This window comes from Sphingomonas melonis, from assembly GCF_013409985.1.
Taxonomy (GTDB): Bacteria; Pseudomonadota; Alphaproteobacteria; order Sphingomonadales; family Sphingomonadaceae; genus Sphingomonas; species Sphingomonas melonis_A.
The window spans coordinates 279,244-303,976 of sequence record NZ_JACCBY010000004.1 but is presented as its reverse complement, the minus strand read 5'-3'; the positions used below and the strand labels follow the sequence as shown (position 1 = coordinate 303,976).

At 67.0% G+C, this 24,733-nt stretch carries 19 protein-coding genes and 1 pseudogene; 6 read left to right on the top strand and 14 right to left on the bottom strand.

Going from position 1 to position 24,733, the window contains the following annotated elements:
- Positions 1-4: 4 nt before the first annotated feature.
- Together HD841_RS14820 and HD841_RS14815 are read right to left on the bottom strand one after the other, a co-directional pair.
- On the bottom strand, positions 5-1,420 hold the full coding sequence (locus tag HD841_RS14820) for an MFS transporter (RefSeq protein WP_218845575.1): 1,416 nt from the start codon (positions 1,418-1,420) through the stop codon (positions 5-7).
- 111 nt (positions 1,421-1,531) lie between these two features.
- The gene (locus HD841_RS14815) at positions 1,532-2,494 is read right to left on the bottom strand and encodes a dihydrodipicolinate synthase family protein (protein ID WP_179509646.1); all 963 of its coding nucleotides are present in this window, start codon (positions 2,492-2,494) and stop codon (positions 1,532-1,534) included.
- A 159-nt stretch (positions 2,495-2,653) separates the two neighbouring features.
- Between HD841_RS14815 and HD841_RS14810 the strand changes: the two genes are divergently transcribed.
- Positions 2,654-3,682, top strand: a complete 1,029-nt coding sequence (locus HD841_RS14810) for a LacI family DNA-binding transcriptional regulator (RefSeq protein WP_179509645.1) — start codon at positions 2,654-2,656, stop codon at positions 3,680-3,682.
- A gap of 58 nt (positions 3,683-3,740) precedes the next feature.
- Here the strand turns inward: HD841_RS14810 and HD841_RS14805 are convergent, their stop codons facing one another.
- Entirely contained in the window at positions 3,741-5,123 is a 1,383-nt protein-coding gene (locus HD841_RS14805; RefSeq protein WP_179509644.1) for an alpha/beta hydrolase, read from the bottom strand.
- Complete coding sequence (locus HD841_RS14800) at positions 5,120-6,115, bottom strand: acyltransferase family protein (protein WP_179509643.1); 996 nt, start codon at positions 6,113-6,115, stop codon at positions 5,120-5,122. The genes HD841_RS14805 and HD841_RS14800 overlap by 4 nt, the downstream gene beginning before the upstream one ends.
- Positions 6,116-6,254: 139 nt before the next feature.
- Here HD841_RS14800 and HD841_RS14795 point away from each other — a divergent pair.
- Positions 6,255-6,569 (top strand): annotated as a pseudogene (locus HD841_RS14795) (IS5 family transposase); the annotation flags it as partial.
- A gap of 172 nt (positions 6,570-6,741) precedes the next feature.
- Here the strand turns inward: HD841_RS14795 and HD841_RS14790 are convergent.
- Complete coding sequence (locus HD841_RS14790; RefSeq protein ID WP_179509642.1) at positions 6,742-7,977, bottom strand: integrase; 1,236 nt, start codon at positions 7,975-7,977, stop codon at positions 6,742-6,744.
- A gap of 166 nt (positions 7,978-8,143) precedes the next feature.
- Here HD841_RS14790 and HD841_RS14785 point away from each other — a divergent pair, with 166 nt between their 5' ends.
- Complete coding sequence (locus HD841_RS14785) at positions 8,144-9,241, top strand: hypothetical protein (protein WP_179509641.1); 1,098 nt, start codon at positions 8,144-8,146, stop codon at positions 9,239-9,241.
- Positions 9,242-10,597: 1,356 nt separating this feature from the next.
- Here the strand turns inward: HD841_RS14785 and HD841_RS14780 are convergent.
- The 6 genes from HD841_RS14780 to HD841_RS14755 all read right to left on the bottom strand — a co-directional run bounded on the left by HD841_RS14780 (position 10,598) and on the right by HD841_RS14755 (position 19,228).
- Positions 10,598-10,969, bottom strand: a complete 372-nt coding sequence (locus tag HD841_RS14780) for a stability/partitioning determinant (protein ID WP_179509640.1) — start codon at positions 10,967-10,969, stop codon at positions 10,598-10,600.
- Positions 10,969-11,658 carry a ParA family protein gene (locus tag HD841_RS14775; RefSeq protein WP_179509639.1) on the bottom strand — a complete coding sequence of 230 codons (690 nt, stop codon included), beginning with the start codon at positions 11,656-11,658 and terminating at the stop codon, positions 10,969-10,971. The genes HD841_RS14780 and HD841_RS14775 overlap by 1 nt, the downstream gene beginning before the upstream one ends.
- Before the next feature lie 3,060 nt (positions 11,659-14,718).
- Complete coding sequence (locus HD841_RS14770; protein WP_179509638.1) at positions 14,719-16,140, bottom strand: efflux transporter outer membrane subunit; 1,422 nt, start codon at positions 16,138-16,140, stop codon at positions 14,719-14,721.
- A complete protein-coding gene (locus HD841_RS14765) occupies positions 16,140-17,057 on the bottom strand; it encodes an efflux RND transporter periplasmic adaptor subunit (protein WP_179509637.1) in 918 nt (305 codons plus the stop codon). The genes HD841_RS14770 and HD841_RS14765 overlap by 1 nt, the downstream gene beginning before the upstream one ends.
- A 9-nt stretch (positions 17,058-17,066) precedes the next feature.
- On the bottom strand, positions 17,067-17,261 hold the full coding sequence (locus tag HD841_RS14760) for a DUF1656 domain-containing protein (protein ID WP_179509636.1): 195 nt from the start codon (positions 17,259-17,261) through the stop codon (positions 17,067-17,069).
- Complete coding sequence (locus tag HD841_RS14755; RefSeq protein ID WP_179509635.1) at positions 17,255-19,228, bottom strand: FUSC family protein; 1,974 nt, start codon at positions 19,226-19,228, stop codon at positions 17,255-17,257. The genes HD841_RS14760 and HD841_RS14755 overlap by 7 nt, the downstream gene beginning before the upstream one ends.
- A 111-nt stretch (positions 19,229-19,339) precedes the next feature.
- Here HD841_RS14755 and HD841_RS14750 point away from each other — a divergent pair, with 111 nt between their 5' ends.
- On the top strand, positions 19,340-20,038 hold the full coding sequence (locus HD841_RS14750) for a FadR/GntR family transcriptional regulator (protein WP_179509634.1): 699 nt from the start codon (positions 19,340-19,342) through the stop codon (positions 20,036-20,038).
- 6 nt (positions 20,039-20,044) lie between these two features.
- Here the strand turns inward: HD841_RS14750 and HD841_RS14745 are convergent, their stop codons facing one another.
- The 3 genes from HD841_RS14745 to HD841_RS14735 form a co-directional block, all read right to left on the bottom strand.
- Positions 20,045-20,911 carry an SDR family NAD(P)-dependent oxidoreductase gene (locus HD841_RS14745; protein ID WP_179509633.1) on the bottom strand — a complete coding sequence of 289 codons (867 nt, stop codon included), beginning with the start codon at positions 20,909-20,911 and terminating at the stop codon, positions 20,045-20,047.
- 179 nt (positions 20,912-21,090) lie between these two features.
- Positions 21,091-22,281 carry a serine hydrolase domain-containing protein gene (locus tag HD841_RS14740; RefSeq protein WP_218845574.1) on the bottom strand — a complete coding sequence of 397 codons (1,191 nt, stop codon included), beginning with the start codon at positions 22,279-22,281 and terminating at the stop codon, positions 21,091-21,093.
- On the bottom strand, positions 22,253-23,443 hold the full coding sequence (locus HD841_RS14735) for an MFS transporter (protein WP_179509632.1): 1,191 nt from the start codon (positions 23,441-23,443) through the stop codon (positions 22,253-22,255). The genes HD841_RS14740 and HD841_RS14735 overlap by 29 nt, the downstream gene beginning before the upstream one ends.
- A gap of 91 nt (positions 23,444-23,534) precedes the next feature.
- On the opposite strand from HD841_RS14735, the gene HD841_RS14730 reads away from it, so the two are divergent.
- Positions 23,535-24,440, top strand: a complete 906-nt coding sequence (locus HD841_RS14730; RefSeq protein WP_179509631.1) for a LysR family transcriptional regulator — start codon at positions 23,535-23,537, stop codon at positions 24,438-24,440.
- A gap of 57 nt (positions 24,441-24,497) precedes the next feature.
- The gene (locus HD841_RS14725) at positions 24,498-24,632 is read left to right on the top strand and encodes a TetR family transcriptional regulator (protein ID WP_179509630.1); all 135 of its coding nucleotides are present in this window, start codon (positions 24,498-24,500) and stop codon (positions 24,630-24,632) included.
- Positions 24,633-24,733 lie beyond the last annotated feature (101 nt).

Genomic DNA, 24,733 nt, shown 5'->3' with positions numbered 1-24,733 from the left:
CGGGTCAGGGAGACAGTTCCTCGAGCGCGCGGCCGCTCGTCTCGGGTGCCCAGCGGAAGACGACCAGACCGGTCACCGCCGCGACGATCGCGAAGGTCAGGAAGACCGGTGCGACCGACCCGCCACTCATGATGAGGCCGATCACCCAGGGACCGGTGATCGACCCGGCGCGCAGCCAGGCCGAGCCGAGGCCGGCGCCGAGCGAGCGCAGCCGCGTCGGGTAGAGTTCGCCCGAATAGAGGTAGAGCGAATAGGTCACCGTCTGCAGCGCGGCAAAGGCGGGCGTGGCGAGCGCGAACACCATGAACGGGCTCGATGCGCCGAGCAGCCAGAGCGCGAACAGCGGCACCGCCGCGAAGACCAGCGCACCGGTGTACCAGCTGCGCCGTCCGACCCGGTCGATGGTGAGCGCGCAGACGAAGGATGCGACCAGCGCCACCCCGGTCATCGCGAAACCATAGCCGATCGCCTGTTCGAGCGGCATGTCGAACACCGTGCGGTACAGCGTCGGCAGCCAGGTGAGCAGCCCGTTGTTGATCATGTACGCGCCGAACCACATGACCCACAGCAGGATCGTGCGCGGGCCGTAGAGCGGGCTGAACAATTCGCCCCAGCTTCCCGCCGGCTGGGGCTTGGTCGCCGCCTCGATCGCCACCGGGGTCGGCTCGGGCAGCGGCTGGCCGTGCTTGCGCGCGCTCGCCTCGAGTTTCGCGATGACGGTGTCCGCCGCATCGAGCCGTCCGCGATTGATCAGCCAGCGCGGGCTTTCCGAAAGGAAGAGGCGCAGCGGCAGCACGAGCAGCACGGGGACCATGCCGACGATGAACATCGCCTGCCAGCCGAGCGAAGGCACGAGGAAATAGCCGATCCCGCCCGCTGCGGTCAGCCCGACGAGGAACAGCAGTTCGTAGAGCAGGAAGAACCGTCCGCGTTTCTTCGCGCCCGACAGTTCGTTGACATAGGCGCTGGCGACGGGAACCTCACCGCCGGTGCCGATCCCCTGGACGAAGCGGAAGAGCATCAGCGATGCCGCGCTCCACGAGAAGATGCAGGCGGCGCTCATCACCGCGAAGATGCCGATGCAGATCGCCAGCACCGGCAGGCGCCCGATCCGCTCGGCCAGCCAGCCGAAGAAGATCGCGCCGAACAATTGGCCGAGATAGCCCGCCGAGATGATCGCCGCGACGGTGGACGGCGTCAGCCCCCAGTCGCGTGACAGGATCGGCAGCGCATAGGCGAGCGCGATCGTGGTATAACCGTCAAAGAAGGTCGCCATGCCGACGCAGCCGCGCGCCCATAGCACCGGCCGCGTGATCGGCAGTCGTTCGAGACGCGCGATCAGTTCCGCGCTGTCGGCTCTGCCGCTCGCCATGGCGTGACCTTTGGCGAGACGGGCGCCGGACACAAGAGTGGCGTTCATGAATCCTCTCCCATTTGCGCGTATGTCCGAGTGGATCGGCTACGCGTCTGTCTATCGGGAAGACGCTGCCGGACCCGCGGGTCCGGCAGCGTTGCTGGGCAAAAGCGCCGATCAGATGATCGCGGCCTCCTTCAGTGCGGCTTCGATCTCGCGCTCGGCCTCGGGCGTCAGGTCGAGCAGCGGCGATCGGACGATCGCATTGTCGATGATGCCGCGCGCGCGCAGCGCGATCTTCAGCGCGACGGTGCCCTCCATATGGCTGCCGCGATGATAGATGTTTTTCGTCACCGGCAGCAGCTGGTCGTGCAGCGCCCTCGCCTTGGCATAATCCTTGGCCTTGCCCGCCGCGATCAGCTCGACGAGCAGTTCGGGCGCGACATTGCCATAACCGACCAGCGCACCGTCGACGTCGAACATCGTGTGCAGCAGATATTCGTCGTGGCAGGTCAGGATCTGCAGCTCGGGGAATGCGTTGCGCAGCACCGGGATTTCGGTGTCCCAACGCTTCATGTTGCGCACGCCGTTCTTGGTCGCGACCACGCCGGGCTGCGCCGCGATCTCGAGCTGCGTCTGGAGGTTGTAGGTCGCCTTGGTGACGTCCGGATATTGGAACAGGATGCATTGCAGGCCGGAGGCTTCGTAGATCGCCTTGTAGCGATCCTGCGGCGCGCCGAACTGATAGCCGAAGCGCAGCCAGCCATGGCTCGGATAGACGAGCGCGCCGGTCGCGCCGGCGTCGGCCGCGCGCTGCGCCTCGCGCGCCGCAACCTCGGTGCCCTCGCCGGTGATGCCGGCGATGATCGGCACGTCGACCGCAGCGACCAGACATTCGATCAGCTTCACCTGCTCGTCCTGGGTCAGGAACGTGCCTTCGCCGGCATGGCCGAGAATGACGAGGCTCTTCACGCCTTCGACCGAGACCAGCCATTTGGCGAGCTTCGCATTCTGTTCGTAGTCGACCTGGCCGTCCTTGGTGAAGACGGTCACCGGCGCCGGGTTGAGGCCGCGCAGGTCCATGACCTTCTCGGGCGCGGGGCGGGTCGTCGGGCGGGTTTCGGGATCGTGAAGGCTCATCGTCGCTCTCCTGCTTCTACCGCAACGTTGGATCGTTTGCGGGAACGTTCCCGTTATCGATCTGAAAGATGCTGGTGTCAATTGCTGCTTTCGGGCATTTCGTCGGGACAAACGGGCAGGCTGTCGCCCGCACGACCGGGGATGGCAGGAGCTAAGAGTATGGAAAGTGGCATCCGGACCGCGCGGGTGACGTTGCACAGCGTCGCCGCCGCCGCCGGCGTCTCCAAGTCGACCGTCTCGCGGATCCTCGACGAGCGGCTGCCGGTGGCGGACAACGAGACGGCGCGGCGCGTGCGTCAGGTCGCGGCGGAGCTGGGCTATGTTCGTGACAGTGCGGCAGCAAGCCTGCGCCGCGGCCAGACGATGACGATCGGGGTCATCGTGCCGCGGCTGACCGACACGGTGATGGCGATGCTGTACGAGGCGATCGCCGCCGCCTGCGCGCGCACCGGCCGGATGGCGCTGGTGGCGACGACCGGCGACCGCGTCGAGGAGGAAGCGCGCGCTGCCGAGCTGCTATTGCAACGCGGCGTCGACGGGCTGATCCTGGCGACCGCGCGCGACGGCGACGAACTGCCCCGCGCGCTCGCCGAGCGCGGCATCGCCTATGTGCTCGCGCTGCGCACCGATGGCGAAAGCTCCTCGGCGATCGGCGACGATCAGCTCGGCGGCTATCTCGCGACGCGGCACCTGATCGACCTGGGCCATCGGCGGATCGGGATCATCGCGGGGCCGTCCTACGCATCGAGCGCGAGCGGACGATTGGCCGGCTATCGACAGGCGATGGCGGAGCAAGGCCTTGCCCCGAGCGACGATCATATCGTCGAATCGAGTTTCAGCATCGACGCCGGCACCGACGCCGCACTGCGCCTGATGCGGCTCGATCCCCGCCCCACCGCGATTTTCGCGGTCAACGACAACACCGCGATCGGCGCGATGTCGGCACTGGTCAACCTCGGCCTGCGCGTGCCCGAGGACGTGTCCCTGGTCGGCTACAACGACATCCCGATCGTCGGGCGCCTGCCGACACCGCTTACCAGCGTCCGCGTGCCGTTCGACCAGATCGCGACGATCGCGCTGGAGATGTTGATCGCGGGACGGAAAACGCAGGCAACCGGCGTACGACAGGTCGCGCCAACGCTGATCCCGCGACGATCAACAGCGCGCGCGCCGATGGACGCGGGTTGAGATTTCCGATGCCGACCCGACGCCCCGCATCGTTACCGGTTGGGGCAGGCAGGATCGCCTATGCCGGCCTCGCCGCCTTCGGCCAGGTGTGCGATCCCGTGGAAACGCCGCCGGTGACGTGGGCCGGCGCCGGTGATCCGCCTGCGTTCCTGCTGTACGGCACGGATGATACCGTCGTGCGCCCCCGAACCAGCGAGGCGCTAGCCGCCAGGCTGCGCACGGGCGGCGTGGCCTTGGTGGATTGAGACTCCGGAGGCTTCTTCGAATAGCGGTTCATAAACCACGTAATCGTCGCGATCGACAGCTGGTTGGTGATGCTGTTGAAGGTCGTATTGAAATTGTGGCCCGAATAGGGAAGCATGACCAGATCCACGGCGTTGCCTGCCGCCAGCGACCGGCGCACAAAATCCTCGACGCTGGCTGCCGGCAGCAGCGGATCGTTTTTCCCAGCGAGGATCAACGTCGGCGGATTGCCGGGCGTGCTGAGCCGCCGCAGGTCCAGCGCGGCGTAACGTTCGGGGTAGCGCTCGGGGGGACCACCGATATAGCGGCTCATGTACAGGCGCTGCTGCCCCTGCAACTCGCCTTTCCGCTGCCAGGAGGCCAGCGGCGAAATCAGCGGCGCCTTGACGATGACCGCGGCGATCGATGGCGTGCGCGACCCGCAGCGCGCGTCGTCCGCACCATCGTCATTCGTATAGGCGGCGGCCATCGCCAGATTGCCGCCCGCCGATACGCCGAACAGCGTAACCCGGTCGGCATCGGCATGGAGCCTGCGCGAATGCGCAGCGACCCAACGCAGGGCGCAACGGACGTCGTGCGTGGCGAGGTTCCAGGTCGGCCGGTCGGGTCGCGCCAAGCGATAGTCGATGCTCACCACGATCCAGCCGCTATCGGCGTAGCGGCGCATGTTGGCGGCGCCGACCCGCCGGCTGCCTTCGATGAAACCACCGCCATGAACGACGACCAGGACAGGACGATGCGGGCCGGCCTGCACGTCGGCCGGCTGATAGACGTCGAGCCACAGCGCCTCGCCTTGCCGTCGCGCATAGACGAGGCTCCGGTCGGGACTGGCGGCCTCGCTGAATTGGCGCACCGACAGGGTGCTGAGCAGGTCTATCCGGGCGCCATTGGCCCAGGCCACTTGCAGCAGATGGAGCATGACGATCCCAGCCGCCAGCGCCGTTCCGGCCGCGGCTGCGATCAGCCCGAGCGTGACCCGCGTCGCGTGCGCACGATGCGCCAGGACGCCCAGCGCACCGATGATCAGCGCCCCCAACAGGAACCAGGACACCCAATTGGGCACGATATCGCTGGCGAAGACGCGCAACCATGGCACGATCGGCACCATCGCGCCGAGCAGCATCGTGAAGATCGGCAGGACCGCGAGCCAGGCTAGGGTGAGCACGCCGGTGCGCGCCAGGACCTTTGCTGATGTCATGCGCTGCGTTCCCGCAAGGGCATTGGGTCCACCGCGATGACCTCGGACGAGGGCCGGGGCGGGCGGCGGGTGATGCCGAAGACGCGGGTGGCGGCGTCGCTGCGCGCGAGCAAGGCGCAGCCGGCGAACAAGGTCGCGATCGAGAGCAGCAGCATCGGCATGCCGATCACGCCCGAACTCGACCAGAGCGCGAAAACCATCGGGTGCCACAGATAGAAGAACAGGCTTTGCCGTCCGATGCCGCCGATCAGAGGAAGGACCAGCGACGCACTGCGGATGCCGGGCAGCAGGCAGATCAGCGACAAAGAGGTGATGAGGCTGGCAGCCACTTCACCGGGGATCGAGGGGTGGACGTACAGCGTGCACCACCACAACAGGCCGATCGGCGCCAACGCCAGCGCCGCATACAGCTTCGTGCGATCGAGCCGGCGCTGGGCGACCCACAGGCCGTAGAAGAAATAGATGGGATAGATGAAGAAGCGGCGATCGGGCAGCCAGGCTGCATAGCCCTGCTGGATGACGTGCTGGACACCGAGCAGGTACATGGCGGCGATACTGACCGGGATCGCGACGCCGAGCATGGAGAGCGGCGAGCGCCGGCTCAGCGCGGCTATGAGGATGAAGGTCATCATCACCGGCACGAACCAGAAGTGGAACGGCGGCCGCAACGGTACGGTCAGCAGCGACAGCGGCGTGAGCTGCGTTGCGCTGGTCAGATACACCGCGCACGCGACCGCCCAGGGGATGATCAGCCGCTGCCCGTATTTGCGCAGCGTGATCGCCAGCGGCCGGGTGCGGGCACTCTCGAGATTGAACAGATAGCCGGCAAGACCGATGAACAGCGGCATCCGGACGCCGGCGCCGAGCCATGCCAGGAACCCATATCGGTCGCTCAGCTCGTAATAATGGCCGGCGATGACGGCCAGCACGAGCAAACCACGCAGACTGTCGATTGCCTGGTTCCGCCGGCCGGCCGGCACTTCCCCGCGCATCCGCATTATCACTGCCCCCTGGCTTCTTGCCAGTTGGGCATAAGATATGGAGGTTAATGACAAATTCGCACGATTGGGTTTGCGCGTCATTGGCGTCGAGCCGACCAGTTTGCCGTCACACGCTGCTGCCGCTCGACGACTGACGGATCACAAATGGTCGGTGATCGAGCCGCTGTTGCCGCGCAACAGCTGCGGCGTGCAGCGCGTGGACGACCGCCGGGTGATCAACGGCATCCTCTGGCGGTTCCGGACCGGCTCGTCCTGGCGGGATGTCCCCGAGCGCTACGGCCCGCGCACCACGCTGTACAATCGCTTCACGCGCTGGCGCGCCGCTGGTGTCTGGGACCGGCTGCTGGAGGCCGTGAACCGCGCCTATGACGGCGGCATCGTGATGATCGACAGTTCCTGCGTCCGCGTCCACCAGCATGGGGCTGCGGGCAAAAAGGGGGATCTGCCGATCCTTGCATGCGACGTTCGGGGGCACAATTATCGGCTTGCCGTCCAATGCCGACACCGCTTTGGCTGAAGCTCCCGATCTCACTCGCCCGGCAGACCGACGACCGGCCGCAATGATGCTGCCAGTGGCCCAGCTCATGCGCGATCGAGAAGCGACGGCGACGAGGATCTCACCCCCGCACGCGCGACAGCACGCGCGCCGCCACGTTGCTGTGCGCGGCGAGTTTGCGGCCGTAGCGGAGCGCGGTGGACGGCGACGACCAGCGCAGCGCCTGCGCGATGCCGACACCATCCTCCCCGGCGGCAAACAGATCCTGCGTCAGGCCCACGCGCAGCGAATGCGTCGATATCGCCCGTACCGCCGCCCCGACTTCGGCTGCCGGCATGGCGACGAGCCCCTGATCATAGGCGCTCAGCGCCAGCCGCCGGTAGATCGTATTGACCCCCTGCCGGGTCAGCGCCGTGGTACCCACCGTATAGACAGTGCGCGCGGCCTGCGCCGGCGTGCCGCGCAGGCGCGCCTGCCAGTGGCGCGTATTGCCGGGAATAGCGTCATAGGCCATCGGCGGCACGGCCGCCCGCGCGCGGCGCCGGTCGATCCCGACCCTTCGGAAGATCGGCCCGGACTGGATCGCGCTCGCCTCCAGCCAGGCACCGACCCGGCGCATGGTATCCGGCGACAGCCACGCCCAGGCCCCCTGCCCTTCCTGATCGGTCTTGGACGTCGGGATGAACAGCAGCGCGGATCCGTCCCCCTGCGGCTCGATCTGCGCCTCCTCAACGCCGACAAGCTCGCTGACGCGCAGGCCCGCGTCATAGCCGAGCGATAGCAAGGCCGCGTCGCGCAGTCCCTGGAGGTCGCCACCACAGGCGGCCAGCAGCGCGCTCAGCGTGAAGCCCTTGCTATGGGGGTCGAGCGCCGCGCCGAAGCGCAACGGAGCGGCCTGGGACTGCGCCGCCCCTCGACGCCGGCGCACCGCCTTCAGCGCGGAGCGGACCATCGCATGGCTGGTCGGCGGCTGGGCGCCCTCCGTCAGGCCGCAGAGGTGATGGACGCCGGCGAGGCTCGCGACCCGGCGCGCCAGCGTTGCGGGCTTGGCGCCACGCGCTTCGAGCATCGCGAGGTAAAAGACGATCGTCTCGGGGTCCGCGGGCAACGGTTGGCGCCGCTCGTCGGCGCACCAGGCGGCATAGCAGGCGAGATCGGCCGCCAGCGCCGCCTTGCTCGCCTCCGCCATCGCGGCGAGTTGCGTGGTGAAGCCGAGTTCGCTGATCGGCACCGCGCCCCGCGGCAGCAAGGCGGTGATGATGCGCGTCAGCCGGACCTCGGCCGGCTCCGGCGTGCGCCGCGCGGCACGCGTCGGCAGGCTGGCACCCTCGGTACGGTGGAGGATGATCTCACTCATGCACGCGGCACCCGGGCCCCGCCAGCCGCAGTCGGCCTGATTGTCGTCATCATACCCTCTCAATAGTGCATTATCGTTACCATAATGTGTGATTATGCAAAGTGGTATTCCAGCGCTGAATCTGCTGCCTCGTAATTTTAGTATTTGTAGGCCAATGGCGTAAACCATGGCTGCGCTTGATCTTCTCTCCCTCGCCTACGCGCTCGGACAGTGCGACAGCGCAATGCGCTTCTCCGATCCGGAACATCGCGCGATCGACGCGCTGGCCATCGTTGCCGAAGCGTGGCGCGCGTATCGGCGCGACGCCGGCGCAGGGGAGACCGGCGTGGCACATGCCGCTACGTTCGATGATGACGCGGTGCTGCTCACCCACGACCCCCGCCGTGACGCCGTGCTGCTGTGGCTCGCCGACCATGCATCCCCGGCGATCGCCGCAGCCGCGGCGACGCTGGCCAAAATGGTCGACGCAAGGCGGCCCTTCGCACCCGATGCGCTGGCCTTGCTCGACGCGGCGCAGGCAGCGCTGGCGCGCCCCCCCGGCCCCGGGGCGCTCGCCTTCGTGCTGGAGCTGGACACGATGCCTGTGGAGCACCCGCTACGGATGACGCGGCCCGTCATCGGCGCCATCGACGCGCTGCTCGCCGATCCTGCCTTTGCCGAAGCCCTTGGCCACGACGCGCTGCTCGATCTGCCGGGCGGCCCCCTCCCCCACTATGTCGCCGCAGCACCATCGGGATGCTGGGCGCTCAACCTCGCCATGCTCTGTGGCCCTGGCGGCAGCGCGCCGCTGTTGCCCGGCTGCGTTCCTCGCGCTGCATTTCGGCTGGATGTAACGACCGAGGAACGCGCGAGCGCGCTCGTCGCCCATTGGACGCGCACGGCACAGGCATCCCTCGAGCGCCTGCATCGGATCGATCGCCGTTACGCGCGCGGGCTGGCGGCGCTTGCCGGCCGCTCGCGCAATGCGCGCGCGCGCGACGCCTGGGGGTTGATCGTCGGCCTCGGTACCGTGCGCCGCATTCACGTAGCGCGCGCCCTGCGTCTGTCGCGCGCCGGCGCCGATATCCAGGCGCATGCCCTTGCCGAGGCCGGACTGGTCAGCCTTGTGCCGGGCGGTCGCATCCAGCCTGCCCCGCATCGGCCGATGCCGGTGGCGGACGCGCTCGACGACGGGCCGCTCGGGCAGGCGCGCGCCGACGTCGACGCGAGCCTCGCCGCGATCGATCGTCTGCTGGCCCGCACCGCGGCGGCGCCAGTCCGGTGACGGCAGACGGTCCGCCCTAGCCGAGCCGCCAGACGTGGCGAACGGAGCTATGGAGGTCTAGCGCGAGGTCGAGGTACCGTCATCCACGCCATTGCCAGACTGGCCACATAGTTTGCGGTGGCTATCCGGTAGCTATCGGCACCCGCTTCATCCTTGCACGAAGGAGTTGGCATGGGGATTCCTACGGTCGGGTGGCGGTTCAGGCTGCGATGAACACCGAGGGCTAATGGAGGACCCAAGTCAGATCGCTTCCGTCGTTCGGAGATCGCCCGCCCCTTTGACTCGTCTGCAAAACGTCTTGCATGTGAGCGAGGACGGGTCCGGCATCCGGCGCAGACAAGCGTGTCACCAATGTTCCAGCGAACAACCGGCCGGCGCTTTACCCGACGCCAGACCTCTGTGTACGCAGGCACAGGCACCCTCGGTAATCACACGCGAGTGTGTATTAGCGCCGATCGACATTCGGACTTCGAGAGAATTCCTCCCCCGCCAGGGGGAGGTGGCGCGGCGCAGCCGTGACGGAGGGGGGTAAGCGATGTCTTCGGTGGCGTGCCCTCCCCCTCCGTCATGCCTTCGGCATGCCACCTCCCCTGGCAACGGAGGATTTGACATCGGAGTTTGGACAAGATTCGTCCCCAAGCGGGGGGAGGAACTTCGCTACGACACTGAATGTCGATCCCGCCTAGCATCATGCACCGACCAATGCTTCGCCCAAGACCCGCCTGCACGGCGCCCATCATTGCCGCCCCACCTGCAAGAGTTTGCCGGACAGATTTGAAGATTATTGCTTTCCGGGTTTGGCCCTCGGCACATCCAGAATATGGGAAGGACTACGAAGGGCTTTCACCTTGCCGACCGTCAGGAAGGCTGCGCACGATAACACCCGTCAAGACCAGTGAGTCGCTTTAAAGGTGGTGTGACGGAGCATCCGCCCCTGGGGACGCGCAGCGTATCCGCCGACAACCACTGCTGGCCGACGCTTACGTCATCGCGGGCGCGGCTGCTAAGCTCGTTTCGTCCGATCGCGAGCGCCTACCTGCAAACATGCCGATCCAGGCCAACCGACGGCAAGAGAGCGCTTCCTGCCCCAACTACATTCCGGGTAGATCGTTGTGCTGCCCGTCGCGGTTAACCCCAGTCGCCACCCTCAGCCCCACCAATGGTCACCCTCTGCTGTCATCGAGCAAGGCAGCTGAAGGTCGCTACGAACATGAAACCCGAAGATTGCCCGAGCCGAAAAGCGACAGCGGCGGACGTAGACGCCACTTTCGACTCGCACTGGGCACATCAGCACACGTCCCATTCGCAGCGGGGCGGGGCAGCAAGGCAGCCCCCCCTCACCCGCCCCGGGCTGGTTCAGCGAGGCTTCGCCTCGTCGCGACGCTCATCACGGAGCGCCTTCACGGCTCGCTCAAACACCACGCCCAATGGTTCACCGAATGCATCTGCCAAGGCGTAGAATTGGTCGACCGTTTCCTTCGACGCCTTGATGTTCAGCTGTTGATTGCGTCCGGTCCGATATCGCCGCTGCGAGCGGATAGAAGATGCGGCAGGAACTTCAGCCGGCCCCTGCTCGGGCACGACCTCGACACGTTCGGCGCGCGGCGCGCGGCTCGGGAAGTTGCTGGCCTCGGCGATCTTGTCGATGATGCCGTCGTCGGTTCGGCTCGCGGGCGAACGCGGCTGGAAATCATCAAGGTCGCCGAATGGCGATACGCGCGCGGACATCAGGCGACCTCCTCCTGCTGCGCGTACTGGATCGCACGCAGACGATCGACCACCTCTTTGGTGAACGCGTTGGCGTTGTTGATCGCCTTGTCCAGATTGTTGACCTCCTCGTTCCTCAGCCCCTCAAGCGTTTGACGGAACGAGAACATCGCACGGAAGGCCTCTCGCTCGTTGATGTGCGTATCGAAGACGTTGATGCCGGCCTCGGCGAGGCCTTGCATGATGTGGGTCGTGGTCCGGGTGCGGATGGCGGGGCTGGTTCTGGTCAACAGCACCCCATATTCGACAGGCCGCCGCGTCATCTTCTCCTGCTGCCGGATCACGCGGAGCGCCCTCCCCGCCTGTTCGGCGTCGAGCTGCGACCCCTGTGTCGGAACGATCACGAGATCCGCCTGACTGACGGCCAGGACGACGATCTTCGCGGCGGTGCCTTCCAGATCGACGATGACGAACGGGGTCGCCGCGGCAGCCTCCTCGATCTTGTCGATGATGTTTTCCTCGTCCGCGTCCGTCACGATCTTGAGGTTATCCGGGACGTTACCGCCCGCCGCCCAGGACTGGAAGGGCCGGTTCGGATCGGCATCGATTACGGTCACCGGCGCGCCCTGGCTCAACTGGTTGGCGAGGATCATCGCCGCGGTCGTCTTTCCGACGCCGCCCTTTGGACTGACGAGAACAATGGTCGGCATTGGGGCCTCACGATATCCACTAGCTATCTGGCGGCTGATAGCATGCCGCGTATCGGATAGCTAGGAGATATAAGATAGCTGAAAGCTAGGCGGTAGGTTGTGCTACCGGGTAGCTATCGTGGCTTTACGCAGGTTGGTGTGCTCTGTGCACGGCGGCTGAAACGCGAGACGTGCCCGTTGCGCGGTGGCATCCCCATCGGCATCGATCATCACCCTCTTTCGGTCGTAGCAACGTGATCCCCGGGGCAGACCAGCCCACCAGACCGTCGTAGATACCTTGGGCTAAAAGTACGCGCGAGCGCGCCGGCGCTGGTCGAAGTGCAACGGTTCGCACCGTAATTGCCCCCACCCTAAGGCTGATAGGCACGTGGCCGAAATACTCAGAGATCCTACGCCTGCGCCCTGATCGCCACTTCGAACAGAGCAGCCTCGCAAGCTGCTATACAAGGATAGCTACTAGGTAGCTTCGGGAGGCAACCGATTGCTGGCGTAGGGTGACTGTTCACTGTCGCTGTCAATTCGCCCTGTGTATCTTGATGCTTGTACAGATATGATCGCACCCGCCGCGACCAGTCTTGCAGTCACAGCCAAGTACGTCCGTAAGGCGATGGGGCACCCCCTCCCGTAAGCATCAAACTTATATGCTATGGCGGTTAAACGTTGTTTCCAACGTGCTGCTGCGTCAATATCTAGTAGCTACTAGAACGCCGGGTCTTAGGGATAGCTATCGGCTACCACCCTCCTACCCGATAGCTATCTCGCACATTTCCACCCGTGTTTCGTGCGCGCTTTCCACTCAAGGCTGTCAGGCGAGAACGATCGGAAAACACCGTCAGCATGCAACTAGTAGCTATCTGGTTACGGTTGGCTATCGTCCGCTACCTGCATGCCGTGCGCCCAGGACGCTGTCATGTATATGCACATGGAAACATATGGCGGAGGGCATAGTCCGGCCTGCCACTGATACCTGTCCGGTCAAGGCCGTACATCATCAGGATGCTGTATCCTGTTCTGCATTTTGCAAGCCTGGCACCCTTGGGTAATGATTTGAGGGCTACGTACCTAGTAGCTACTCGCCGCATTGTATAGCTCGTAGCTACTCGACCTAACTTCCGAATTGCGTTGCACGGGCCTAGCCGATAGCTTCCTGGCACCTGCTAGCTAGATGATACTCGTTCAGGGAATTGGCGACCAGCGATCTCGGGTGAGCATCCGACGTCGTCCGATCGGGCCGGGCTCGGCTTAGGAACCCAACTTTCGCGGTAGGTTAGCCGGGGGCAGGCACCCGCCGCGTGGCCAAGGCCGCACACGAAAGCGTGCCCAACCACCGTGGCAGGAGTAGTTGATAGCTATCCCATTCCTCAAAGCTTCCTACTACCGCCTCTCATCGACGGCCAGGGCCGCTCGCGACCGTCATGCGCTACCAATCTAAAAGCTGATAGCTATCCGACGGTCAGTAGCTACCTCGCATCGAGGGGCGGTAAGCCGCGCCTACCAGAATGAGCAACTGATCTAACACCCGCTCTCCGATAGCTAACCGCTAAAGACCTATCAAAAAAAGCATTAAGACGGACGGAATGAATGCCAGTGTGCGAAGACGCTACCTCATAGCTACCAGCTACGTAGCCGTGGCCCGGCCCTGTTGATCCTCGCTGACGTCCACCCTCGGGCAACCGCAATTTCGGCCGGTGCGAGACGTGGTCTGGACTAAGCGCCGATAATTACATCCGCTCCACTGGAAACGCACCAACGTGAGGCGGGGGCAGGGCGGCACTCCGCCGTTCCATCGGACTAGCAACGACCGGCCGGTCGCGTCCGGATAATGCGACTACCAGCGCGCTTGGATGCACCGTTGTCCCATCTCCACCCGATTGATCTGCGCGGACGCCATGAATGCACCGACGCTGCGGTGGAAAAGGCGGAACCGCTGGGCGCGATCCTGCCACTCGTCACACAAAGGGAGCGATAGGGTATCATGCGCCGGTCCAGCGACCGGGGGTCGTGCGCGCCCCGTCACGTCATCGCGCAAAAACAATACCGCAGCGACGGCCAGCGCAAGACCGCCCGGCAACGGTGCCTGCATGCAATGGCCGATCGCGAAGGTCAACGCCGCGCGACGTCTGGAGCGCGATAGAACAGGCTGGTCGCGTCCATGGGATTACCGCGTCCCATCAGCCGGAAGATGAGGGAGGTCGCACCGATCGAGACCGCACGGCGCGATTTGCAGCACCACCAGCACGAAGCCCACCTCCCACGACCCGAGGACTGCCTCAAACCAAGCCGCCGCGCCGGTGACAGCCTGTGCGACCGCATGTTACAGTTGTAGCGAGACCTAAGGGGGTCTGTATCTCCCGCTTCCGCAGCATCGCGCCGGCCGAAACCCGAGGGGCGCAAAGCCGGCACAAGCGAATCCCGCGACGGCGAAACACATCGCGACGAGCCCTTCGGCAACGCCTCCCTCAACCCGGTGAGCGCCCGGGCCGGTGGGGTCGACCGGACCGCGGTCAAGCACCGTTCGACCAGGAACGACGCGGGGATGGCTGGATGCCGAGCAGCGCCGTCAGGGCTCCGTGCGTCACGTAATTGTGCAGCGCGAGCGAATAGAAGACGGTATAGCATCTGGAAATCAACAGCTCGGTCAGCGCCCTGCGCCGCCGCGTCCGCCCACGGGCAAAACCTGCCTCTACTGACGGCGATCGCGCCGAGTACTACGAAAGCGATGGTGTAGCGGCACAGTAGCAGTACGAAGGTAGCCGTCGGGAGCATCGCCGACGCATTATCATGGACCATGAGGTGCCCCCGAAGGTCGCGACGTGCGATCGGATCGCGCGAGCAGATCGGTGGACATTCAGTCGGTGCGGAAAGACACCGGCAGGGGAGACGCCGATACCGCAAGTGGCGTCGATATCGGACGGACGTTGCGAGGCGGCAGCGCGCACGAACGAACCGACCACCATTGCAACCAGGGGGAGCCGGACATGACCCTGGCGCGACGACAAGCGTGCGTGGAGAGGCGGGCAGGTTCTGACTTCACCGCTCCACCCTTCGTCCGCGGGAGCATCAGCCTGTTGGATGAGCTTCTGGAAAGTCGTCTTGCCAGCCTCCACCAAGCGTCTTGGCGAGCGTCACGATCTGGCGCAGCCGGTCGGCGCGGCTGACGGCGAGCCCGTCCTCGATCGCATAAAGCGAGCGCTGGGTGGTCAGCAGGTCGAGCGTGCCGATCGTGCCGGCGCGGCGTTCGCGGGTAGCGCGGGAGACGGCGGTACGGCTCGCCGCCAGCGCCGCGGTCAGGGCCTCGTAACGGATCGCTTCCTCGTGGCGGCTGGCAAGCACATCCTCGACATCGCGCATCGCGGCGCGGATGCTGCGCTCATAGTCAAGCCGCTGCGCTTCGGTCAGCGCCTGTGCGGCACGCAGCCGGGCGGCGCGCTGCCCCTTGTCATAGAGCGTCTGCGAGCCGCTGGCGGCAAGGCTCCAGACGATCGCACCGGGCGACAGCAGGCCGGCGACACCGCTCGCCGCGATGCCGAGCGTCAGCGGGATGCGGAAGCGCGGCAGGAGATCGGCGGCCGCGACATTGGCGCGGGCGGTGGCGGCGGCGAGGCGGCGCTCGGCGGCGCGGATGTCGGGCCGGTCGCGGAGCAGTTGCGACGGCACGGATGGCGGCAGCTCTGGTACGGCGGGAAGCGGGGCGGTGTCGCCGAGATCCGTGAGCATGTCGCCCGGAAAGCCGCCGGTCAGAGTCGCGATGGCGTGACGATCGCGTGCGATCCGTTCGGCAAAGCCGGGGAGGCGCGCCTGCGCCAGCCGCCATTCGGCGCGCGCTTCGGCAACGCTGGCACCCGTGGCGAGACCGGCACGGTGGAGACGTTCGGTGGCGTCGAGCGTCGTCTTCAACCGGTCGATGTCGCGCGTGGCGATGGCGTGGCGTTCCTGGGCCGAGCGCAGGTCGATATAATCGAGCGCTATTTCAGCGATCAGGCTGACGAGGATCGCACGGCGGTCTTCCTCGACGATGCCGGCCTCCGCCTCGGCAGCCTCGACCGATTGGCTGAGCCGGCCGAACAGATCGGGCTCCCAGCTCGCCTCGAGCCCCGCCGACAGCGTGTCCGAACGGCCGATCCCCGGCGGATAGTCAAGCCGCGTGCTCGATCGCTGCACCGAGGCGCCGCCGCTGGCGCCGATCAGCGGATGGCGAGCCGCCGCCACCGCGTCGCGTTCGGCGCGGGCGGCGAGCAGGCGCTGTGCGGCGATGCGCAGGTCGAGATTGCCGGCGATCGCGCACTCGACCAATCGATCGAGCGCGGGATCATGAAAACCGGTCCACCAGCGGCGCAGGTCGACGGACCCTGCGGTCGCGGCAGGATGCGGCTCGGTCCAGTGCGGCGGCAGCACCGGCGCGGGCTTGGTATAAGGCACTATGTGCGGCGTCGCACAGCCGGCCAGCAGCAGCGCGAACAGCGTCGGTGACCGGACCCGCATCACAGCAGCGCCCGGGTCGCGGCGAGCAGCCGGCCGTGCGCGATGCCGTTGCCAATCGCGACGCTGCACGTCATTCCCGCGGCGAGCGTCACCCCCGGTGGCATCCGGTCGATCCGGACGCGCACCGGGATGCGCTGCGCCAGCCGCACCCAGGTGAAGACCGGGTCGACGCTCGGCAGGCCGCGTCCGTCGGGGCTGTCATTGGGGTCGGCGATACCGCGGCCGATGCTCTCGACGTGACCGGGGAGGGGGGTGTCATAGCCCATCAGCTTCACCTCGACGCGCGCGCCGGGGGCGATCCGCGCAAGCTTGGTCTCCTCGAAATAGCCGGTGACCCAGAGGCGGTGCGCGTCGACGATCGCCACCCGCGTCGCGCCGGCGGTCGCATAGTCGCCGGGGCGAAGCCGCAGGTTGGTCGCATAGCCGTCGACCGGCGCGGTCACCGTCGCACGGGCGAGGTTGAGCCGTGCGGTGGCGAGCGCGACCGCCGCAGCGTCATAGGCGGCCTGCGCCATCCGCGCCTCGCCGTCGGCATGATCGATCGTCTCCGCCGCGACGATCTCCGCGCCGAGCCGGTCGCGGCGACGCGCGGTCGCGGTCTTCAGCGCGAGGTCGGCGCGGCGCGCACGCAGCTCGGCCTCGGCAGCGGCGACCGCCAGCCGGAAGCGGGCAGGGTCGATGACGTAGAGGATGTCGCCGCGGCGGACGCGCTGGTTGTCGACGACGTGCACCTCGGCCACGCGGCCGGAGACGTCGGGCATGACCTGCACGACATCCGCGCCGACCCGCCCGTCGCGCGTCCAGGGTGCGAGCATATAGGCGCGCCATACCGCGACGATCAGCAGGATCGTCCCACTCGTCACCGCGAGCGTGAGGGCAGGGCGGAGCACGGCGCGGATCTTGGGTGGTATCGGCATGGATGGTCCTCAGGCGAAGAGGAGGAGGAGCGCGACGAGCGCGAGCAGGAGGGCGAACTCGAACAGCGCCGGATGCCAGACGAAGCGCAGCACGCCGGCGCGGGCGAGCAGCGCACGCGTGGCCGCGAAGAGCGGCAGCGCGGCGGCGAGGTAGAGCAGCAACGGCGGCAGGTAGATGCCGGCGATCGACACTTCACTCAGCATGACGCCGCCCTCGCGCTGCGCCGGTCGAGCAGATCGGCGATGTCGGTGAGTTCGGCGGCGATACGGTGGGGCAGGCCACCGGCTTGCGCGGCGTCGCGCAGGGCAGGGGCGGCGCTGTCCGGCATGGTTGCCGCCATGACCAGTGCCGTGTGGATGCTCTCGTCCGTCTGCGAACCGCCAAGCGCCGCGTGCAGCCGCAGCGCCGCCCGGCCGAGATGGACGTCGTCGAGCCCCTGCGCCAGCACCCGCCTCCGTGTCGCCGGGTCACCCGCAAGGCTCTGCGCGATCCGCACCAGCCGGTGGTGCTGAAGATGCTCCCACGTGCTGCGGCCCGTCCGCACCTCCGCACGGATCGCGGCGCCCACATCCCGCCACAGCGTTTCGGCGATCCGCTGCGCCTGCCGGTGCGGCTGATGCGGGATCACCCGGAAGACGATCCACGTCATCAGCACCGCGAAGACCCAGCCGAACGCCTGGTTGAGAAATGCCGCCGCGTTCCACGTCATCGGGTTGGTGGCGCCGACTAACGTGTTGAATGCGACGAGATAGGCGAGCCCCGCCGGCGCCAGCTTCGGGACGGTGAGCGTATAGAGGCCCGCGATCCAGAACGGCGCGATCGACGCGAGCAGCAGCGGCAGGCCGGTCACCGTCGGCAGCAGCACGAAGCCGCACAGCCACGCCGCCGGCACCGCCAGCACCGTGCCTTTGACGAAGGCGATCGCGCCCGCCTCGGGATTGCCGGTCATCGCCAGCAGCACCACGTACGGCGCGAGGATCAAAGGGAGCAGTGACCATTCGCTCCAGCCGGTGGCGGTACCGATCGCGCCGCCCGCCAGGATGGCAAGCAGCGCACGCAATCCGTTGCGCCATGCGCCGCCCCAGTCGCGATGATAACGGAAGGGGCGGCCGTGATGCACGGTCCGGGCGTGCAGCCGCATCAATCCGAGCAACGCGGCCTCGAAATCCTCGATCGCTTCCAGCAGGCGGTCGAAGGCGATCAGCGTGGCGGGGCCGTGATCCGCTTCGGCGGCGTTTGTCGTGGTGCGCAAGCCGTGGCGCAGCGCTGCCAGTTCCACGCGCGCCACCTCCAGCGCGCCGCACTCGACCGCCGTGATGACGACCGGTAGCCTCCGGGCAATATCGGCGCAGGCCGGCGCCAGTGCCGGATCGTCCGCCTGCCGCGCTGACCACTCCGCCGCGCCGAGCAACGCGCCGAACAGCGCCGCCAGCCCCTCACGCACTGCTCCGGCCCGGATCGCGACGTCAGGCGATTCGGTGCGGCTCAGTTCGAGCAGATCGTCGATCGCGAACATACCGGCGGCGAGATCGGGCGCCGCACCAGCCGCTGACTGGTCGCCCGCGACGGCGCTCGCCAGCAATCGGCCGACCTTTGCGATCTGCGCAGCCAAGGCTGCCTCCAGCTTCGCGCGCGTCGCGCGTCCGCTCAGCAGCGCGGTGACGACGCCGAGGCATACCACGCCCAGCGCCACCGTGGCGGTGCGCCCGAGTACGGCGTCGAGCGCGCGCTCGGGTCGTTCGAGCGCGCCATAGGTGGCAAGACCGACCGTATAGCCCGCCACCGCCGCGCCCGAGGCGCGGAAGTGACGCAGCACCGTCGCTGCCCCCGCGCACACGCCCAGCCACAGGCCGAAGCCGAGCAGGAACAGCGCCGGCGTCTGGATGAAGACCGCCATCAGCATCGTCGCGGCGACTCCGCCGATCAGCGTCCCCATCAGCCGCCAGCCGCCCTTGGCCAGCACCGCACCCTGATTGGGGTTGGTCACCAGCAGCACGGTCGAGGCGGTGGAGAAGGGGGCTTCGACCTGCAGAGCAAAGGCGATGCTGAGGGCGAGGCCGGTGGCAAGTGCCGACCGGGCGATGAACTGCCAGCGTGTTGTGGTGATGTCGAGGGCTGCGAGGTTTCGCCAGAGCGGCGCGAGCGTGCGGGCGTAGGCAGTCTGAGACATAGCGATCGACCTTGCTGCTATAGGTCGTATCATCCTATGTATTAAATGGTCGGTCAAGTCTGGTCTCAACAAAGATGGGATGAATGGCTTTCCCTTGCTAAGGACGGTGCCATGCCTTCCTCGTCGCTTCCCTCCGCACCCCGTCGTTCGCTGGTCGACACGACCATCGAGCTGATGCGCACGCAGATTGAAGAGGGCCGCTGGCAGGTCGGCGAGCGCATCCCCAAGGAAGCCGAGCTTGCCGAGATGCTGAAGGTCGGCCGCAACACGGTGCGCGAGGCGGTGCGCGTCCTGTCCCATGCGCGCGTGCTCGACGTGCGGCAGGGTGACGGCACCTATGTCCGGCTGAGCGTCGATCCGGCCGAGGTCATGCGGCGCGTAACGCATGCCGGGTTGCGCGACCATTTCGAGCTTCGCGCGATGCTCGAGACCGAGGCGGCACGGATGGCGGCCCTGCGTCGCACCGACGAGGATATCATCCGCCTTGCCGACCTGCTCGACCGGCGCGGCGACGTGCCGGTGGATGGCGACGTCGGCGGGTTCGTCGAGCGCGATGCCGCCTTCCACCTCGCGATCGCACAGGCGACGCACAATGTCGCGCTCGCCGAACTCTATCGCTTCTTTGCGGTGTCGGTGCGCCAGAACATCGCGGCGGTGTTCGGCAATATCGACCTGCCCGAACCCGGCTTCATCGCACACCGCCGCGTGCTCGATGCGATCCGCGCCGGCGACGGTGAGGCGGCGGCACAGGCCGCCCACGCGCTCGTCGGGCCGGTGATCGCCACGCTCGGGCCCATCGACGGTGCGTAACGGCGCTCAGGCGCGGGGCTCGACCGCAGGCACCGCAATCCTCGGCCATTGCGCCGCGACCTCCGCGACAGTCGCGGCGGCGACGCCGTGCAGATCGCGCGGATAGTCGACCCCTGCGGCCTCGCAGGATCGCGTCGCATGAAACTGCCCGTTGCCAGCACGCAGCACCCAGCCGCCTTGTGTGCAGGCGTCCGATACGAGGAAGGCGGCACCCGGCGCCACGTCGCGCGGACGCAAATCATCCGGCTCGCCCGTTTCGCCCCACATCCGTGTGCGCGCGACCGGCGAGATCGCATTCACGACGATCCCGTCTGGCGCGCCTTCCTTTGCCAACACGTTGACCAGTCCGACCGCCGCCAGTTTGGCCGCCGCATAGCTCGCCAGCCCTGTCTGGACATATTCGGGATACAGGGCGCGGTCGGAGGTGGTCAGCACGATCCGGCCATAGCGCGCCGCCTGCATCACCGGCCACGCCGCCTGAGCCAGCCAGAGTGGCGCCTTGACCGCGACTCCTATCATCCGGTCGAACGAGTCCTCGCGGACATTCATGATCGTTTCATAGGCAACCCACCCGGCATTGTGGATCACGCCGTCGAGTCGGCCACGGACCGCCAGCGCCGCGTCGACCAGCGCCCGACAGGCATCACGCGATGCGATCCCGCCGCAAAGCGCTTCCGCATCAAATCCGTCGTTGCGCAGTGTACGTGCCGCCTCCGCGACGATCCGGGGATCTTCGCCGCGTCCGTCCCGATCGGCACCGACGTCCTGTAGCAGCACGGTCGCCCCCGCTTCGGCAAGGCAGCGCGCATAGGCGAAACCGAGTCCTCGCGCCGCACCGGTGATGAGAATGACCCGACCGTAGAAGTTGATCATGCTACAATCCTGTAATCGCGACGATGGCAGGGATTATCCCCGTCCTGCGGTCCGCTGCGCCGCTCCGAGCCGGCCCGCGGCGGCCGAGCGCGTCTGTCGCGCTGCGGCGATAGGTGTGCCTTGCGAAGTGCGGCAATCATCCTACCCGAACGGGCATGCGGCGCGATGGAGTCCATTTCCTACAATGCCGCATAGATGGCGCGGCTGATATCGGTGGAGAAGCGGCCGCCGTTCGACATCCCCTCAAGAGCCGTGTTGGTCATCGCCACGACGCTGAGCGTGCGGCTGGGGTCGACGAACCAGCTATGACCATATGCGCCACCCCACCGCCAAGTGCCGGCTGTCTCCGTCACACCGGCAACCCCGGCATCGCGCAGGATCGAGAAGCCAAGACCATAGCCCCAGCCGGGCATGCCTTCGATATCGATCGCCGCGATCTGGTCTCGACCCATTTCCGCTGCCAGGTCCCTTGGGATCAGCGGGTTCCCGCCGCGCCGCAACGTTTCCAGGAGACGCAGTACTTCGCCCGCCGTACCGACCATGCCCGCGCCGCCGGAGGGAAAGGCGGTATCGTCAAGCGCCCGCGCCGGGTCCATCACCACGCTCGCCAGCCCGGGCAGGAACGGTAGCGCGTCGGGTTCGCGCATCCGGCGCGGCCGGGGCGTGTCGTCGGCATAGGCGGCAGTGAGCCGGGCGCGATCGACGACCGTAAAGCCGGTGTCGTGCAGACAAAGCGGATTGATGACGAGCGCGCGTATCGCCTCCGGCAGGGGTAGTCCCGTTGCCGCCGCGATTGCAGCACCGACCACGTCGCTTGCCAGCGAATACCGGAAACCCTGTCCCGGCGCGAAGCTCAGCGGGACGCCGGCAAGCCGTCGGATATTTTCGGCCAGAGTCAACCCCGACCGATCCATGCCATCCGAAACGCCCATGCGGTGCAACGGACCGTCTTCGGCTTCGGTGAAACCATAGCCAAGCCCTGCGCTATGGCTGAGCAACTGACGTAGAGTGATCGTCACCGGCTCACCCGCGAAGGTGGGCGTGAAGTCGGGCAGCCAGTCGGTAATCGGCCGGTCGAGCCCCAACTGCCCATCCGCGACCAGCACCATTGCCGCCGCGGCAGTGAACAGCTTCGAGACGGAGGCGAGCCGGAAGATCGAGCCGGTCTGCATCGCCATGCCGGTTTCGCGGTCAGCGAGCCCAGCGGCGCGGCTATGGATCATCTCGCCATCCAGCGCGACGAGTACGATCGCACCGACGATGCGTTCGGCGGCTATGGCGCCGTCGATCACGGCGTCGATGCGGGCGGCGAGGGATAGCGGCATGATCGGATCCTGGATGTCAGTCGTGGAAAGCAGGAGGAAAGCCATGGCGGCGGGCGGCGACCGCCAACGCGAAGGTGGGGACGAGCAAGGCGAGCACCGCCGGCGCAAAACCACCGACGCCACCCTCCTGCAGGATCACGCCGCCGACGATACCGCCGCCGGCAATGGCCAGGTTCCAGGCGGTGACGAGCATCGATTGCGCCATGTCGGCGGCGTCGCCTGCTGCGTCGGAGAGCGCGGTCTGAAACAGGGTCGCAACGCCGCCGAAGGAGAAGCCCCAGATCGCCACCGCGACCCAGACGATGGCGGGCGTCTCGCCCGCGATCGTGAGCAGCAGCGCCGCCGCGCCGAATAGCGCGATACTGACGAGCGTCAGACTGCGCAGATGGCGGTCGATGAGCACGCCGACGATCCAGATGCCGGCAAGGGCAGTGCCGCCGAAGACCAGCAGCACCAGCCCGGTCTGCGCGGTCATGCCGGCTGCGACGAGCAACGGCGCCACATAGGTGTAGAGGATATTGTGCGGGAGCACGAAGCCGAGCGTGACGAGCAGCACCGGTCGCACACCCGGGCGCAGCAGGACCGCGCGCAGCGTGTGGCGCCGGCCCAGCGCCTGTCCGGCGAAATCTGGCACCCGCGCCACTATCCAGATGATGAGCACCAGCGTGAGCAGCGACATCAACCCGAAGCACCAGCGCCAGCCGATGATGGAGCCAAGGAACGTCCCCGCCGGAATGCCCAGCGACAGGGCCAGCGGCGTACCGACCATCGCCACCGCAATCGCGCGGCCCTTCAGCGCTGCGGGCACCATCCTTGCGGCATAGCCAGCGAGCAGCGCCCAGAGCAGTCCTGCCGACACGCCAGCGCCGAACCGCGCGGCGATCGTCAGCCAGTAGACAGGGGAAACGGCTGTCATGCCATTGGCGATCGCGAAGCCGGCGATCGCCGCGAGCAGCAGCGGCCGCCGCCGCATCCCTTGCGTCGCCGTGGTCAGTGGCATCGCGGCAAGCAGCGAGCCGATCGCATAGATGGTGACGGTCTGGCCGGCGAGCGCATCGGACACGCCGAGCCCGCGACCGATCTGCGGCAGCACCCCGGCGGGCAGCGCTTCGGTCAGGATGGTGACGAACCCCGCCATCGCCAGCGCGAGCAATCCGGAGAGCGGCAGGCGGGCGGCGGAGGGCGGCAGGGGGGGCTTCGCAGTCATGCCCCGATCCTATCCGGCTCGCCGCTGCGGAAGAAGGTCGCTACAGTTCCGGTCTTCCCGGACGCTTGTGTCCATAATCGGAGCCGGTCTCATGGAACATCTCGGCGCGCTTAACGCCTTCGTCCAGACCGCTGATGCCGGCAGCTTTGCCGGTGCCGCCGCCAAGCTGGGCGTGTCGCCATCGGCGGTCGGCAAGGCGGTGGCGCGGCTTGAGGCGCGGCTGGCGGTGCGACTGTTCCATCGCTCGACCCGGTCGCTGACCCCGACCGCCGAGGGCGCGCTGTTCCTGGACCGCTGCCGCCGCATCTTCTGCGAGATTGAGGCGGCGGAACTCGAATTGTCGCAGACGCGGCAGGCGCCGCGCGGGCGGCTGCGCGTCAGCATGCCGCTGATTGCGATGCTGATGATGCCGCCGGTGATGGCATTCATGCGCGCCTATCCCGAGATCGTGCTCGACCTCGATTTCACCGACCGACTGGTCGACGTGATCGACGAGGGGTTCGATGCGGTCATCCGTACCGGCGAGGCGCACGATTCGCGGCTGATGATGCGCCGCGCCGGCGGCTTCGCGCACCGGATCGTCGCGTCGCCCGCCTATCTCGCCACCCGGGGAACACCGCAGCGGCCCGGGGATCTGCTCGGCCATGCCTGCCACCATCACCGCTATCCCTCGAGCGGGCGGCTTGAACGCTGGCCGCTGGTGCAGGACGGCAAGGACTGCGATTTTGACCTGCCGGTCGCGTCGGTCGCGAGCACGCTGGAGCCGCAGATCTGCCTGGCGGAGAAGGGCTTCGGGCTGGTGTGCGTGCCGTCCTTCGCGGTGCAGGGACAGTTGCGCCGCGGTACGTTGGTCAGCGTGCTGGAGGACCATCTGCGCGCGATCGGTGCATTCCACATCCTCTGGCCCGCGAGCCGCCATCCGTCGCCGAAGGTGGCAGCATTCGTGTCCTTCATGGCCGACAATCTGCTGCGTGAGACCATCCCTGAACGGGGCTGATTGACCGTTGGCCTGACGGCGTTTTGGTACGATCGTTCAACAATGTGGCGACAGGCGATGGGACGTCCCCGGCAGTTCAACGAGGATCGCGTGCTCGACGCGGTGATGGAGACGTTCTGGCAGCGCGGCTTTGACGGCACTTCGGCGCAGCATCTTGTCGATGCGACTGGGCTTGGCCGCGGCAGCCTCTAAGCCGCCTATGTCAACAAGGACGGGCTCTTCGCGCAGGCGCTGCGCCGCTACTGGCAACGATCACGGGCGAATGTCGAGCGGCTGGCGGGCTTCGCGTCGCC

What these genes read in the sequence shown, in the direction of transcription:
- HD841_RS14740 (WP_218845574.1), bottom strand. Translation starts at nt 22,281, where the DNA reads ATGGCTTTCCTCCTGCTTTCCACGACTGACATCCAGGATCCGATCATG.
- HD841_RS14800 (WP_179509643.1), bottom strand. Translation starts at nt 6,115, where the DNA reads ATGCGCGGGGAAGTGCCGGCCGGCCGGCGGAACCAGGCAATCGACAGT.
- HD841_RS14790 (WP_179509642.1), bottom strand. Translation starts at nt 7,977, where the DNA reads ATGAGTGAGATCATCCTCCACCGTACCGAGGGTGCCAGCCTGCCGACG.
- HD841_RS14760 (WP_179509636.1), bottom strand. Translation starts at nt 17,261, where the DNA reads ATGCTGAGTGAAGTGTCGATCGCCGGCATCTACCTGCCGCCGTTGCTG.
- HD841_RS14780 (WP_179509640.1), bottom strand. Translation starts at nt 10,969, where the DNA reads ATGTCCGCGCGCGTATCGCCATTCGGCGACCTTGATGATTTCCAGCCG.
- HD841_RS14755 (WP_179509635.1), bottom strand. Translation starts at nt 19,228, where the DNA reads ATGTCTCAGACTGCCTACGCCCGCACGCTCGCGCCGCTCTGGCGAAAC.
- HD841_RS14765 (WP_179509637.1), bottom strand. Translation starts at nt 17,057, where the DNA reads ATGCCGATACCACCCAAGATCCGCGCCGTGCTCCGCCCTGCCCTCACG.
- HD841_RS14745 (WP_179509633.1), bottom strand. Translation starts at nt 20,911, where the DNA reads ATGATCAACTTCTACGGTCGGGTCATTCTCATCACCGGTGCGGCGCGA.
- HD841_RS14735 (WP_179509632.1), bottom strand. Translation starts at nt 23,443, where the DNA reads ATGACTGCGAAGCCCCCCCTGCCGCCCTCCGCCGCCCGCCTGCCGCTC.
- HD841_RS14725 (WP_179509630.1), top strand. Translation starts at nt 24,498, where the DNA reads ATGGGACGTCCCCGGCAGTTCAACGAGGATCGCGTGCTCGACGCGGTG.
- HD841_RS14770 (WP_179509638.1), bottom strand. Translation starts at nt 16,140, where the DNA reads ATGCGGGTCCGGTCACCGACGCTGTTCGCGCTGCTGCTGGCCGGCTGT.
- HD841_RS14730 (WP_179509631.1), top strand. Translation starts at nt 23,535, where the DNA reads ATGGAACATCTCGGCGCGCTTAACGCCTTCGTCCAGACCGCTGATGCC.
- HD841_RS14750 (WP_179509634.1), top strand. Translation starts at nt 19,340, where the DNA reads ATGCCTTCCTCGTCGCTTCCCTCCGCACCCCGTCGTTCGCTGGTCGAC.
- HD841_RS14820 (WP_218845575.1), bottom strand. Translation starts at nt 1,420, where the DNA reads ATGAACGCCACTCTTGTGTCCGGCGCCCGTCTCGCCAAAGGTCACGCC.
- HD841_RS14785 (WP_179509641.1), top strand. Translation starts at nt 8,144, where the DNA reads ATGGCTGCGCTTGATCTTCTCTCCCTCGCCTACGCGCTCGGACAGTGC.
- HD841_RS14775 (WP_179509639.1), bottom strand. Translation starts at nt 11,658, where the DNA reads ATGCCGACCATTGTTCTCGTCAGTCCAAAGGGCGGCGTCGGAAAGACG.
- HD841_RS14805 (WP_179509644.1), bottom strand. Translation starts at nt 5,123, where the DNA reads ATGACATCAGCAAAGGTCCTGGCGCGCACCGGCGTGCTCACCCTAGCC.
- HD841_RS14815 (WP_179509646.1), bottom strand. Translation starts at nt 2,494, where the DNA reads ATGAGCCTTCACGATCCCGAAACCCGCCCGACGACCCGCCCCGCGCCC.
- HD841_RS14810 (WP_179509645.1), top strand. Translation starts at nt 2,654, where the DNA reads ATGGAAAGTGGCATCCGGACCGCGCGGGTGACGTTGCACAGCGTCGCC.